This is a genomic window from Dyadobacter frigoris, from assembly GCF_005280585.1.
Classification (GTDB): Bacteria; Bacteroidota; Bacteroidia; order Cytophagales; family Spirosomataceae; genus Dyadobacter; species Dyadobacter frigoris.
Map to the genome: position 1 here is coordinate 13,017 of NZ_SZVO01000005.1, position 13,043 is coordinate 26,059.

General features: G+C 40.2%; 10 protein-coding genes. 5 read left to right on the forward strand and 5 right to left on the reverse strand.

Annotated features, from left to right (window positions below):
- Positions 1-51 precede the first annotated feature (51 nt).
- The 3 genes from FDK13_RS11450 (at position 52) to FDK13_RS11460 (ending at position 2,336) form a co-directional block, all read left to right on the forward strand.
- The gene (locus tag FDK13_RS11450) at positions 52-924 is read left to right on the forward strand and encodes an alpha/beta hydrolase (protein WP_137340139.1); all 873 of its coding nucleotides are present in this window, start codon (positions 52-54) and stop codon (positions 922-924) included.
- Positions 925-1,023: 99 nt separating this feature from the next.
- Entirely contained in the window at positions 1,024-1,764 is a 741-nt protein-coding gene (locus tag FDK13_RS11455; RefSeq protein ID WP_137340140.1) for a class I SAM-dependent methyltransferase, read from the forward strand.
- 119 nt (positions 1,765-1,883) lie between these two features.
- On the forward strand, positions 1,884-2,336 hold the full coding sequence (locus FDK13_RS11460) for a YMGG-like glycine zipper-containing protein (protein WP_137340141.1): 453 nt from the start codon (positions 1,884-1,886) through the stop codon (positions 2,334-2,336).
- 187 nt (positions 2,337-2,523) lie between these two features.
- Here the strand turns inward: FDK13_RS11460 and FDK13_RS11465 are convergent, their stop codons facing one another.
- Entirely contained in the window at positions 2,524-3,672 is a 1,149-nt protein-coding gene (locus tag FDK13_RS11465; RefSeq protein WP_137340142.1) for an FAD-dependent oxidoreductase, read from the reverse strand.
- 167 nt (positions 3,673-3,839) lie between these two features.
- Positions 3,840-6,164 carry a GH92 family glycosyl hydrolase gene (locus tag FDK13_RS11470; RefSeq protein WP_137340143.1) on the reverse strand — a complete coding sequence of 775 codons (2,325 nt, stop codon included), beginning with the start codon at positions 6,162-6,164 and terminating at the stop codon, positions 3,840-3,842.
- Positions 6,165-6,300: 136 nt separating this feature from the next.
- On the opposite strand from FDK13_RS11470, the gene FDK13_RS11475 reads away from it, so the two are divergent.
- Positions 6,301-7,143 carry an MBL fold metallo-hydrolase gene (locus FDK13_RS11475; protein WP_137340144.1) on the forward strand — a complete coding sequence of 281 codons (843 nt, stop codon included), beginning with the start codon at positions 6,301-6,303 and terminating at the stop codon, positions 7,141-7,143.
- Between the two features lie 3 nt (positions 7,144-7,146).
- Here the strand turns inward: FDK13_RS11475 and FDK13_RS11480 are convergent, their stop codons facing one another.
- The gene (locus tag FDK13_RS11480) at positions 7,147-7,359 is read right to left on the reverse strand and encodes a type II toxin-antitoxin system HicB family antitoxin (RefSeq protein ID WP_137340145.1); all 213 of its coding nucleotides are present in this window, start codon (positions 7,357-7,359) and stop codon (positions 7,147-7,149) included.
- Positions 7,360-7,490: 131 nt separating this feature from the next.
- Here FDK13_RS11480 and FDK13_RS11485 point away from each other — a divergent pair, with 131 nt between their 5' ends.
- On the forward strand, positions 7,491-8,249 hold the full coding sequence (locus FDK13_RS11485) for a patatin-like phospholipase family protein (protein WP_137340146.1): 759 nt from the start codon (positions 7,491-7,493) through the stop codon (positions 8,247-8,249).
- A 46-nt stretch (positions 8,250-8,295) separates the two neighbouring features.
- On the opposite strand, the gene FDK13_RS11490 is transcribed toward FDK13_RS11485, so the two are convergent.
- Together FDK13_RS11490 and FDK13_RS11495 are read right to left on the reverse strand one after the other, a co-directional pair.
- The gene (locus FDK13_RS11490; protein ID WP_137340147.1) at positions 8,296-9,651 is read right to left on the reverse strand and encodes a vanadium-dependent haloperoxidase; all 1,356 of its coding nucleotides are present in this window, start codon (positions 9,649-9,651) and stop codon (positions 8,296-8,298) included.
- Positions 9,648-13,040 carry a VCBS repeat-containing protein gene (locus FDK13_RS11495; protein ID WP_137340148.1) on the reverse strand — a complete coding sequence of 1,131 codons (3,393 nt, stop codon included), beginning with the start codon at positions 13,038-13,040 and terminating at the stop codon, positions 9,648-9,650. The genes FDK13_RS11490 and FDK13_RS11495 overlap by 4 nt, the downstream gene beginning before the upstream one ends.
- Positions 13,041-13,043: the final 3 nt, after the last annotated feature.

A 13,043-nucleotide genomic window follows, 5' to 3' on the forward strand; every position in this document is an offset into this window, starting at 1 on the left:
ATCGACAAAGGATAAAATAAATAATTTCGACACCTCTGATTTAAACCTTCAATGAAAAAACTACTTCCGTTTCTCATTCTATTTATATCCTTTACATCCTTCGCACAACAGGGCATTATTAAGGAAAGCCTGAAAGTGAAAAGTAAACTGATGGGCAAGGATATAAAATACAGTATTTATTTGCCTGCGGATTACGACAAAACAAACCGGAGCTATCCTGTATTGTATCTTCTGCACGGATATTCAGATGATGAAACCGGATGGACACAATTCGGCCTGGCTCAGGAAATTGCTGATAAAACTATTAACAGCGGTGATGCGCCGGCTATGATCATCGTGATGCCCGACGCTGAGGTAACATGGTATATGAATACTTTCGACGGAAAAGGAAGATATGAAGATTTTTTCACGGAAGAATTTATTCCATTCATCGATGCCAATTACCACACCCGCGCAAAAAAAGAATTCAGGGCAATAGCCGGACTTTCCATGGGAGGTTTCGGAACGTTGCTCCTGGCAACCAAACATCCTGAATTGTTTACATCAGCTTCTGCCCTTAGCTCGGCCGTAAGAACGGATGAAGACATGATGGCTATGCCGGATGAACGGTGGGAAAGTCGCTATGCAACTATTTACGGACCAAATTTGAAAGGCACGGCAAGGTTAACTGATTTTTATTACAAGAATTCAATTCTAAAAATCATTGAAACAGCAAGTCCTGAAAAATTAAAAACCGTACGCTATTATATTGACTGCGGCGATGATGACGCGTTGGTAAAAGGCAACATGATATTGCACGCAAGTATGATGGAAAAAGGGATTCCTCATGAATTTCGTGTGCGCGATGGTGCTCACACATGGACCTATTGGAGGACAGCGCTGCCAGAGGTTTTGAGATTCACGGGGCAAAGTTTTCATCGATAGGCATTAAATATATAGCCACAGAGCGGCGTAATAATTGTATAAGAAGCAAAAATATTGTACTCTCCGCAAAGGTGCAGCGCACAATAAAGACCTGATTTTATGAAAGACAATTTTTCAAGCCATTCCAGGCAATATTCCGTTTTTCGCCCAACATATCCGGACGAAGCGATTGAATTTATTTTAAATCTGGTCAATAATAAAACCAATGTTTGGGATTGCGGAACGGGGAATGGACAACTGGCCGGTAAACTTTCTCCCTTCTTCCAACACGTCTATGCGACCGATATCAGTGAAAATCAAATTATGAATGCTGTAAGAAAAGACAATATTACGTATGAGGTTGTAAGTGCTGAAAATGTAACTTTTAACGAAAACTTCTTCGATCTGATAACCGTAGCCCAAGCGATTCACTGGTTTGATTTTGACAACTTTTATGAAAAAGTTCGCCACACGTTAAAGCCTGATGGAATCATTGCAGTTATAGGATATAATCTGATGACGATCGATGGAGAGTGCGACAAGATTATTCACCGTTTGTATTCTGACATTTTAGGAGATACGTACTGGGACAAGGAGCGGAAATATCTGGATGAGCAATACAAAACCATCCCTTTCCCATTTCAGGAAATTCAGGCTCCTTCATTTTCACAAAAAGTGAAATGGAACCTGGACGAGCTGATCGGTTATTTGAACACCTGGTCGGCTGTTCAGCATTTTATCAAAAAAAACGGAACAAATCCAGTAGATGAGGTCAGAAAGGATTTTGAAAAGATGTGGGGTAAAGAGAAACAAAAGGAGGTAACATTTCCAACACTTTTAAGAATCGGAAAATTGAAATAGGAGAAAAGCAATAGGAATCTTTCCAGATTACAATTTTGAAGCTATTTTTTATACTTTTCTTCGTTGGCATGATTTTAGAGGTTACTATACGTATCAGTGATAAACCTAAAATCGAAGTTATGAAAACGATCCTTTCAATAGTATTTGGTGCCTTTATATTATCTTCCTGTAATAGCAGTTCAAATAAAGACGCCGAGTTATTAAGAGAAAAACAGAGAACGGTTGATTCTATGCAAGCTGTCATTACCAAACAGGCTGTAATTGATTCTATGCGGAATGTTGCTTCCGAAAAAGAGGAGAAAAATAAAATAGAAGAAGATAACAAGCAGGCTCTTGCCAATAGTAATGTAGTTCAACAAGCTCCGCAAGCCGCGCCAAGAAAGAAAAAATGGAATAATGCTGCAAAAGGCGCAGCTATTGGTGCAGGAACAGGTGCCATTGCAGGAGCCATCATCGGTAAAGGAGATCGCGCTAAAGGTGCGTTGGTTGGAAGTTTAGTTGGTGGTGGTGTCGGTGTGGGTACTGGACTTATTGCGGATGGTGTTAAAAAGAAGAAAAATAAAGGGAATTAATAAAATTATCGACGCAATAAAAATATTTGTTATAAAACGGCCTCTTGACTAATCAGGAGGCCATTTTGTATTAAAACCGACCAAACAAAAACCTGTGATAATACGAAAACCAATGATAACACGAAAACCCGGGGCGGTGCCCCGGGCTAAGATATGACGCCCTTTCAGGGCTAAGTTTCTAAAGGAATTAGCCGCGCATTTCCTCCATTAATTTTTGTAGGATACCTACGGTTTTTTCGGTTTGTTCTCTACTCGGGGTTGTATCCCAATTTCCTATTATTCCGTTGCCGCCAATGTAAATTCCGTCTTTTCGGGAAATGAAACTCGCACCCTGCGTATACAATTTATAATTGGCGTCACTTTGTGGAATCAGACAGGAAAGTTGTCCGGATATTGGGGTTAATTCCTGGTCGTTAAAAACTGGTTTTGCTCCTAATCCCATGCAATTGACTACAACACGCTCTGGTAAGGCATCAATATCTTCCAGTTTTTTTATTTCCTGAATTTTGACTTTTCCGCCAAACATCAGAAAATCATTAAGATGGTGTCTAAGATACGATGGAATATTAAACATTAAATTTGATCTTCTGGAAACGAAATCAGCCTTGAACGGATGTTCTTTTGAAGTTAATCTCACACGTTCAGGCAGCAAGCCATGTATTTCAAATTCTTCTCCACCTGCGCCTGGCGCATAGACTGGTTCTTTGTTAAAAACGCTATATTCCTCAGCCCAGCACGCAATATCATCCATCCCTAAAAGAAACTGAAAACGCCGGAATGAAAAACGTGTTGCATCTTCCCAAATGGCTTTAAATTCTGGTTTTGCCACATTAACATCACAAACTCTGGAAGCGGGCGACCAGGTTCCGGTAGCCAGATTGCTTGTTATATTCGGAGGTACGTCTTTTGTGTAAATTGTTACTTCACAGCCACTTTCCTGTAACAAACGCGCCGTCGCAATTCCTACCGCTCCACATCCCAGCAAAGCAATTTTTTTCTCGTTCGTCGCCAAAACCAATTTTCTCGCAATATTGCCGGTACCCCACGAAAGCGACCAACCGCTTCCTCCATGTCCGTAATTATGAACAATGGTTTTGTTTCCCAATTGTTCCGTTTCAATCCGCGGGCCTGATGCCCGGAAAGGCCGCAAACCCACGGTTTCCTTCACAATCCGGTCCATTGACAAACGCAGCTTTGGAATCTGATGGTAGCCTTTGCTAATGTGATAATGTTTATCAGGATATTGGATTTGCGTTTTAGGTGTACAGGAAGCTGCAACAGCGCCAAGAGCAAAACTTGCCGGAACTGCTTTTTGAAAAAAATTTCTACGATTCATTTGAAAGGGAGTAATGGACGTATTTTAACGAAAATTAGTCAAGACATTACTCGATTACAAATTTAATATGGCATCAATTAATTTATTCAAAATTATATTTTACAAATAAATTAATTGATGCAATTTTAAATACCTATAATACCATTTTACAACTACCCTTTCAAACTTTATTCTTTTGATAAAGAAGGCGGTACATCTGAAGCTGAATTTCCCCGGTTTTCATTTGGCTTGACACCCATTTCCAAAACCAGACTGCCACCTTTTGTTAAGTCGTCGTGCGACAAATAAGTTTTGGTATATGGCTTCCCGTTTAATTTGGCAGACTGAATATAAATTGCCTCTTCCGACACACCATTCGCTTTGATCTTAAACTTCTTACCATGAGACAATTCCAGGGAAGTCTCTTCAAAAACTGGTGTTCCCAAAACGTAAAATGGCGTTCCGGGTGTAACGGGATACAATCCGGCCATACTGAATACCAGCCATGCGGACATTTGTCCGCCATCCTCGTTTCCACTTAGGCCGCCAGGTGTTGTATCATATTCTTCCCTGATAATAGTTTTAACCCTTTTTTGTGTTTTCCAGGACTGTCCGCCATAAGCATACAGGTAAGGAATCTGATGATTAGGTTCATTTCCGTGCCAATAATAGCCCTGATCAAATAAAGTATCCAGTTTATTGATAAACGACTTTTCACCGCCAACCGCTTTTTTTAATCCCTCAATATCCTGTGGAGCAAACCACGTATATTGAGCCGACGAACCTTCCGTTATAAAACTTGAACGTTTGGAAAAAGGATCGAAATCCTTGATCCAGCTTCCATCCGCATATCTTCCCCGGGCATAACCAGTTACCGGATCAATCACATTCTGATAGTTCAGAGCTCGTTTTCGAAGTAAAGCTGCGTCGTCGGTATGACCCAATTCCTCTGCCAAAATAAAAAGACAGAAATCATCATAGGCATATTCCAGTGTCCTGGAAACCTGTTCACGTTTGTGAAAAGCCTGCCAGACGCTATCTTCCAATGGAACGTAATTGTATTTTAAATAAGATGTCAGCGCTCGCCTCCCCTTTCCGGCTTCATAACTTTTTGGATCAGAATTGGTATCAAAAGCATTTTTCCTTAACAGTTTATAACCTGATTCAATATCAAAATTCCTTACATTTTTCACATAAGCATCAGCCATTACAGACATGACATGATCGCCAATCATGGCAGCTGTATAACTATTCCAGCAAGGAAAAATAGGCATCCAACCTCCCTGTTCACCTTTTTTTACCAATGACTGCATCATGTCTCCCGATTTTTTCGGTTCCAAAAGCGCATGTAAGGGCATTGCAGCTCTGAAAGTGTCCCACATGCTGTAATCACAATAATAATCAAAACCATCTGCCTTTTGCAAAGGTGTTCCGCCCGCAAAAGATGGATATTGACCATCAACATCGGAATACAAACGCGGAGAAAGTTTTGTTCTGTAAAGTGCACTGTAAAAAAGTGTTTTATCCTTTTCACTTCCTTTCACTTTCATTTTACCCAAAGCATCATTCCATTCATTTTCCGTTGATTTGCGGATGGTGTCAAAACTTTTGCCCAACTGTTCTTTTTTCAAATTATTCCGGGCACCTTCCAAACTTGTAAAAGAAGTCCCGATCTGGACAATAACTGATTTTTGTTTTGTACCAAAACCGACATAAGCACCGAGCTTTTCACGTTTTCCTTTTCCCATTTTTGTCCGTCCCATTGGTACAATTGTATCCGCTTCCCAGACGCCATATTGTGTAAAAGGCGTATCAAATTTCAAAACAAAATAACCACTGAATCCGGCAGACTGTCCCGAGCCCTGATAAATTCTGTGAACCGGATTGTAACCAACAACTTCTCCCCTTTCCGGGAAAACTTCAACAAAACCTTCTCCTTCATCGCTGTTTGGCTCAATTATAATGAAGTTTTCCTTTCCTTCTGCATAGGAAAAACGAAGCATTGCCGAGCGCGCCAGGGAAGTTACCTCAGCAGTGATATTATAATCATCAAGCTTAACACTATAATAAGCAGGTGTAGCGATCTCAGTCTCATGTCGAAATCCGGAAGCACGTTTTTCAGGATTTACAATAAGTTCTCCTGAAATTGGCATAACCGTAAGCGTTCCATAATCCTGAACGCAGGAACCATTCAGCCAGTGCGTTCCCCGGAATCCCTGAAAATTCGTATCCGCATAGTAATAAGGCGCAATACATTTTGTTTCGGTTGATTTTGTCTGCGGAGTCCATTGCGTCATTCCATAGGGCGTTCCCACAGCAGGCATTGTCTGTCCTTTTAATTCACTTCCCGCCTCGCTGTGTTTTGCTGCACTTTCAGTAGCCGCTGGTGCCGTACCAATACGTGTTTCGACATATTGAACAGGTAATTTTTGCGCATAGGAAATTTGAAAGATTAGTATTAATGCAAAACTGAAAATACCTGACAATTTGCGCAAACAAGAATTAAAAAACATAAAAAATGGTGAGTGTTGAAAATTGAATGACAGCTTTGAGCCATCAAGTTGAGCGTTAGAATTACCAACTTCTCTATTAATAACTAACTTTACCGCCAAAGCTACTGGTAAGACGATTAAATATATTTCTGCCCTTATGAATTTACATATTATAGATACAGGTTATTTCAAGCTTGATGGCGGTGCAATGTTTGGTGTGGTTCCTAAAACCTTATGGAACCGGCACAATCCGGCTGATGAAAAAAACCTTTGCAACTGGGCAATGCGTTGTTTGTTGATTGAAGATGGGGATAAATTAATCCTTGTTGATACCGGACTTGGTGATAAACAGGACGAAAAATTTTTCGGATTTTATGATTTGAACGGAGACGCCACTTTAATAGATTCAATAAAAAAAGCAGGATTTTCAACCGAGGATGTTACAGATGTTGTATTAACCCATTTACATTTTGATCATGTCGGCGGAGCCGTAAAATACAATACTGACAAATCGCTTCTGACACCCACTTTTCCAAAAGCAACTTACTGGTCAAACGAAACACACTGGCAATGGGCAACAAATCCGAATCCAAGAGAAAAAGCGTCGTTTTTGAAGGAAAATATTTTACCAATTAAAGAATCCGGGCAACTTAAATTTATCGAAAAGGGCATTTCTCCTTTCTCAAATATAGATTTCATCCATGTAGACGGACACACCGAACAAATGATGCTGCCCGTTATTACCTACAAAAACCAGAAGATCATTTATGCAGCCGACTTAGTCCCATCTTCATTTCATCTGCCACTTCCCTGGGTAATGAGCTATGATGTCAGACCATTAATAACCATGGTTGAAAAAGAAGCAGTACTAAAAAAAGCAGCGGAAGAAAAATGCATTCTATTGTTCGAACACGACCCTACTTACGAAGCAGCGATAGTAGAAAATACAGAAAAAGGAATCAAGATTCTGCAAAGAGGAGATTTGGGAATTTTTCTTTGATCGTTAGGCATACATCAATTTGCCTTTCGCTTTTGGAATATCTCGTCCCAATTCTTTTGCCGTTTCAATCCACTGATCAATAACAATTTGAATATTAATTAGAGCTTCGCTTTGCGTTTGTCCATCAGCCATGCACCCAGCCAATTCAGGAACTTCAACTATAAAAGCACTATCTTCTTCACTCCAATACATGATTAATTCGTACTTGGTATTCATAACTTTACAAGTTTATATTTTAGAATCAGGTTTCTATTACAAACTGGACACCGTATATTTTATTCTAAATTACATAAAAAAACTCACCTAACTCCGCGCAAAACTCCATCAACACTGAGTTTAAACAAAAAATGAAAAAGATCGCATTAGTTTTATCAGGCGGCGGAGCCCGTGGAATATCTCATATTGGTGCGATCAAAGCACTTGAAGAATATGGGTTAAAGCCAGACATTATCAGCGGAACCAGCGCAGGTTCTTTCATAGGTGCACTGATCGCTTACGGATATACTGCCGACGAGATTTTTGAGATAATCCTGAAAACCCGGTTCAGTTCTTATTTGAGATTCGGATTCAGTTTCGGCGGCTTATTGAAAATCGACAGAGTTGAAGAGATAATCAAAAAATATATTCCGGAAAATACCTTTGAAGCTTTGAAAATCCCACTTGCAGTGACAGCGACAGATCTTCACGCCGGACAGGAAGTTACGTTCAGAAGTGGAAATCTCGGGAAAGTCATCCTGGCTTCTTGTTGTCTTCCCGGGGTATTCAAACCGTTCAATCTGGAAGGTCGTGATTTAATTGATGGCGCGATTTTCAACAATTTACCGGTTGCGCCAATCGAAAAAGAAGCTGATTACATTATTGGAATTCATTGCAACCCGCTTCTTTTTGATAAACCTTTTTCACACATGCACCAAATCGCGGTCCGAAGTATTCGAATGGCCATGCGGCATAAGGCTAAGGCAAGTCTGGATCGTTGCGATCTTCTTATTGAAGCACCTGAACTAGGTACATTTAATACCTTCGATTTTACGAAAGCGCAGAAACTATTTGATATTGGGTATAAGTATACAAAGGAGTTGTTAGCTGAAAAAGAAATAATATTTTAGGCAGTCTGCTTTCGGCAATCGGCTTTCAGTCACTAATAATTTCGAATTACCGGCTTGCTGTATGTTTGCCAGAAACTGACTGCTGATCGCCGACTGCCGAAAGCTTCCCTACCACCCAATGCCCAACCTTATCGCCTTGTATCCAGCCATTTTCAACCGCATCCATAAAATGAATCCCGCCGTAAAATCTTGATAATCCGGATTCTTTCGCTGCATCATTAAATGATTTGAATTTTCTTGCTTTCAATCCAAAACGCTCTTCAACGGTATCGGTATAAGCAAAATTATCTCCAAAATAATGGGTTAAAATGACAGCCGCAGCCGAAGAAACTACGGAATGTCCGCTTAGATATTCGGGAAAAGGGGGAGTTTGTAAAAACGGTTTCCAGTTTGGGTCAATATATTTACGGATCACGGTCTCCGGGCGAATTCGGTTACTTCTGTACTTTTCATCCCAGCAAGCCATAAATCCGTCCATCAGGCCAATCGCTACGGAAGTAGTGATTAACAACGTTTTCGGGAAATCTGTTTTTGCCTGTTTACAAGCAATATCTGTAATTCCAATCCAGTGCGCACCTGGAGAAATTTTCTTCATTCCAACCAATAAATGCCCTTTATTTTCCAATGCAAAAGGATTGCAATCCCAGAATGCCGCGGTAATTTTTGCTTGGCCTTCTGCTTTCACATGATAATTGGCGAGCATCATTTTAAAGAAATCAGAATTTTTATCTTCTGAAAAAGGGATTGGGGGAGCGGGACGAAATTGTGAAGAAGTATCCAGCGTAAACGGACGAACAGTTTTGAAATACGGCTCAACAGGAGGAAAATATCCCGGAGGAGTCGGGTACCAGTTTCCCTTTCCTTCCATAGGCGCATACCTTGGAAAATTGCTGATACGATTATATTTATCGGCCTTCGCGTACTTCAAGATCTGCTTGCTGATTCCTAATGCATATTCCTTTGAGCCCATAATAATCTCTTCGCTGAAACCAATCGTTTTGCAGGAGTCAACCAAATGATCCTGAAATTTTTGAAGCATCAAACCACCTGAAGGCTGCATTTTTTTTGCTGTTTCCAACATGGCCAGCACTGCGCTCAGCTGGTAAGAATACTTTGTTATTCCTTCCGGTTTTTTAATTTCGGGGAAATCATTCAAAACGCCATGCATCGTTTTATATGCCGAATCATTTTGAGCCACCACTTCATAACCTGCCAGACATGCATAAGAATAAAAGCGCGCCCCAAGCGGTGGATTGGTCACATCATGCACCATTACGTCGGTCATTTGACTGGTAACCTGGCCAATAACAGAACCGTTCAGATCTGGCAATTTTTCATTTTTTTTATTACACCCAGTTAAAACACCAATTAACAGAAGCGAAAGAAGGAACTGAATTTTCATTTTTTAACAATTTTATATGCTTTTATTTCCTGCTGATTAATTCCGAACAATAGCGTATTTCCAATTGGAAGCACACTTCGCACATCACCTTTCAGCGCAAAACCTGATTTATTCTGTGGTATATATTTAAAATTTCCTTTACCATCTCCTTTTAACAAGGTCCCATAATTCGCATCATATTTTCCAAAGCGCAAACGAGCACGGCTGCTATTACCACAAAACAGTAAATCCTTTTTACCATCCTGATCAAAATCAACCGAAGTAATGGTGAAGACTGGTGAAGACTGAACTTCCAGCGGAAGAGATTTTTCCTTTAACTTACCCGATGCATTACTTTCGAAATACGCCGTTTTCAAAAAGTTGGAAGTCAAATGAGAGGCATCTTTCAATTCCTCCGGTGTGAAAATATCCGTTACCGTTGCTTCCGCATAACTTTTATAATCCTGAAAACGTGTCCGCATAATACTCATCTGATCCAGCATTTCATCCCGCGTTACATAAGGATAGCTTTTGCCCTGGATGTAAAAGGAAAGAATCGGATCCATCGAACCATTGTCGTCAAAATCTTTATAAACCATTTCCACCGGTTCGGTATCACTTGCTTTACATTGCGTATTTAATCCAATATTACCGACCACCAAATCCGGTTTACCATCACCATTTATATCCTCAACCAGGATTTTATTCCACCACCCACTGTATTCTTTTTCAAAATAATCCAGCGTTTTATCTGTCAGTTTTCCGCTATTACTAACCAGCACCGTTATCGGCATCCACTCTCCAACCAGAATCAGATCCGGCTTTTTGTCACCATTCATATCCGTCCAGGCTGCATCTGTAACCATACCAATTCTTTCCAGTTCCGGAGCTATTTTAGCCGTTTGATCTGTGAACTGGCCTTTTCCGTTATTGATCAGAATATAACTTCTGGGTGCTTCCGGATATCTGCCTGGGATTACCCTTCCGCCAACAAACAAATCCTGTTTTCCGTCTCCGTTAAAATCAGCAACTCTGACACAACTTTTGCTAAACAGCATTTTCGGCAGAGCATCTGTTTTCTTTGTGAAATCCCCTTTTCCATCGTTAATATAGAGCCGGTCCTGCAGCAAAACATCTTCGGACATAAAATTGGCATAACCACCACTGGTTACATACAAATCAATAAATCCGTCACCGTTGGCATCAAAAAATGCAGCGTCCGTATCTTCGCTTTGTTTATCTGCTTCGAATGCAGCAACTGGTTTAGTTATAAAACTTCCGTTTTTTTGTTGCGTAAATAATTTACCTGCTTCACCATAGCCTCCACCGACATATACGTCTTCTAACTTATCACCATTCACATCTCCTTTTGTCAAATTGGGATTTGAAAAGGAAATTGCATTCACCATAAGCGGCTGCCGCTTGAAATCGTTAATTTTATTAGCTGGATTTTTGTAAGCAATAGGGGAAGAAATGGCGTTAAAAATTGGAATTTCAGGCGCCAATATTACTTTTTCACCTTTCGCATTTTTTTCGGATAAAGTAAGTAATTGATCTGCTTTCGGGTTAATCAGTTTCTCCTGTTTTCCACTTAACCAGGTGATTTTCAGAGAATCAATCATACCCGAATTTCCAAGTCCAAAATGCAAAATTGGTGACACGCTGGATTGGTATCCTCGTGTCGGCATTTGTTCCAGATATTGCTGCTGACCATTTTGATAAATTGAAACCTTCGCTCCCGTACCCAGCGTATTTTTTTCTTCACCAACCAGTTTCAGTTTCAGGTAATGATTTTTCAATTGCTTGCTTCCTTCATTTTGATAAATAAAAGCAGGAAGATTAATATTGTTCACTACCAAATCCAGATCCCCGTCATTGTCAAGATCCGAATAAGCTGCTCCCCCGCTGTTTGAGACTTGACCCAAGCCCCAGTTTGTGGCAACGTTTTTAAAGGTTAAGTCCTTGTTATTCCGGAACAGATAATTTTTAAGGTTCGATGAGGGTATTTGATTTACAAGTTCCAATATATCCTCCCTCCTGACCTGGCCCTCTTTTCTTTTCAGGTGATCTCCCATATATTTCAGGAAATCCATATTGGTATAATCTCTCAAATAACCATTCGTTATAAAAAGATCTTTCCAGCCATCGTTGTCATAGTCAGCAAAGAGTGGAGCCCAACTCCAGTCTGTATTCGAAACGCCTGATAATTGTCCGATTTCTGAAAACATAGGTGTTGCAATTTTACCTGCTTTTCCTATTATACCCTCATTCAGTTGCAGCATATTCCGCATGTACTGATGATGAAAACCCATTTTTACGTTGAAATCAAACAATTCATAATTGTCCAGCCCAACCAGAAGTTTTTGTCTGCGGTTGTCTTCCGGCAACATATCCAGCGTGAAAATATCAGGAAGACCGTCATTGTTAAAATCCGCAATTTCATTTCCCATAGAAGAATGGGAAGTATGCCCGATGCCCGAATCTATAACATCTGTAAACGTTCCGTTTTTGTTATTGATGTATAAAAAATCAGGTACAGAATAATCGTTGGAAATGTACATATCCGGCCAGCCATCCATGTTAACGTCGGAAATACCTATACCTAATCCATAACTGAGCTCAGAACTTTGAATGCCCGCTTTTTTCGTTACATCTTCAAAAAAAGGTTCTGAACCTTTTTTCATATTATTACGGAACAATCTTGCTCCGGCCGAAGAATCTTCCTTTTTAAGAATTTCAGCAGTTGAAGATTCATCTAAAATTGGTAATGCTTTGGGATTGTGGTTCAACAAAAACATGTCGAGATCACCGTCCCGGTCATAATCAAAAAATGCTGCTTGTGTGCTAGTGCTGGAATTGGCCAAACCGTATTGTTCTGCTTTTTCTTCAAATTGAGGAATGCCGGAAGTATTAGGCCCTTTGTTAATAAATAACTGGTTTTTTAATTTGTCAGGAGAAACTGTCCCCGAATAGCAGACGTAAATATCAAGTAAGCCATCACCGTTCACATCGGCCATTGTTACGCCGGTTTTCCATGGACTTTCCCGGCCTGCAACATTTGCTGCGGAAGTTATATCTTCAAACTGCATGTTCCCTTTATTGAGGTACAGTTTGTTTGAAACCATATTTCCGGTAAAATAAATATCATCCAGCCCATCACCATTAAGATCGCCAACTGCTACTCCGCCACCATTGTAAAAATATTCATACATGAGCACGTTGGTGTTCAAACCTTCGGTTAATGTATTGACAAAATCCACTTTTGTTTTTTCAGCAGGCAGTAAAGTAAAAAGAGGCGTTCCGGAAACTTCTGATTTATTCTCTGCGGATTTTTCTGATTTATTACAACCAGCCAGGGCAACAATAACGAACAGGAAGGCGGCTTTTGAAAAGCCATTTTTTAGTTTCATGAT

Coding starts and splice junctions, on each gene's coding strand:
- FDK13_RS11450 (WP_137340139.1), top strand. CDS start 52: ATGAAAAAACTACTTCCGTTTCTCATTCTATTTATATCCTTTACATCC.
- FDK13_RS11455 (WP_137340140.1), top strand. CDS start 1,024: ATGAAAGACAATTTTTCAAGCCATTCCAGGCAATATTCCGTTTTTCGC.
- FDK13_RS11460 (WP_137340141.1), top strand. CDS start 1,884: ATGAAAACGATCCTTTCAATAGTATTTGGTGCCTTTATATTATCTTCC.
- FDK13_RS11465 (WP_137340142.1), bottom strand. CDS start 3,672: ATGAATCGTAGAAATTTTTTTCAAAAAGCAGTTCCGGCAAGTTTTGCT.
- FDK13_RS11470 (WP_137340143.1), bottom strand. CDS start 6,164: ATGTTTTTTAATTCTTGTTTGCGCAAATTGTCAGGTATTTTCAGTTTT.
- FDK13_RS11475 (WP_137340144.1), top strand. CDS start 6,301: ATGAATTTACATATTATAGATACAGGTTATTTCAAGCTTGATGGCGGT.
- FDK13_RS11480 (WP_137340145.1), bottom strand. CDS start 7,359: ATGAATACCAAGTACGAATTAATCATGTATTGGAGTGAAGAAGATAGT.
- FDK13_RS11485 (WP_137340146.1), top strand. CDS start 7,491: ATGAAAAAGATCGCATTAGTTTTATCAGGCGGCGGAGCCCGTGGAATA.
- FDK13_RS11490 (WP_137340147.1), bottom strand. CDS start 9,651: ATGAAAATTCAGTTCCTTCTTTCGCTTCTGTTAATTGGTGTTTTAACT.
- FDK13_RS11495 (WP_137340148.1), bottom strand. CDS start 13,040: ATGAAACTAAAAAATGGCTTTTCAAAAGCCGCCTTCCTGTTCGTTATT.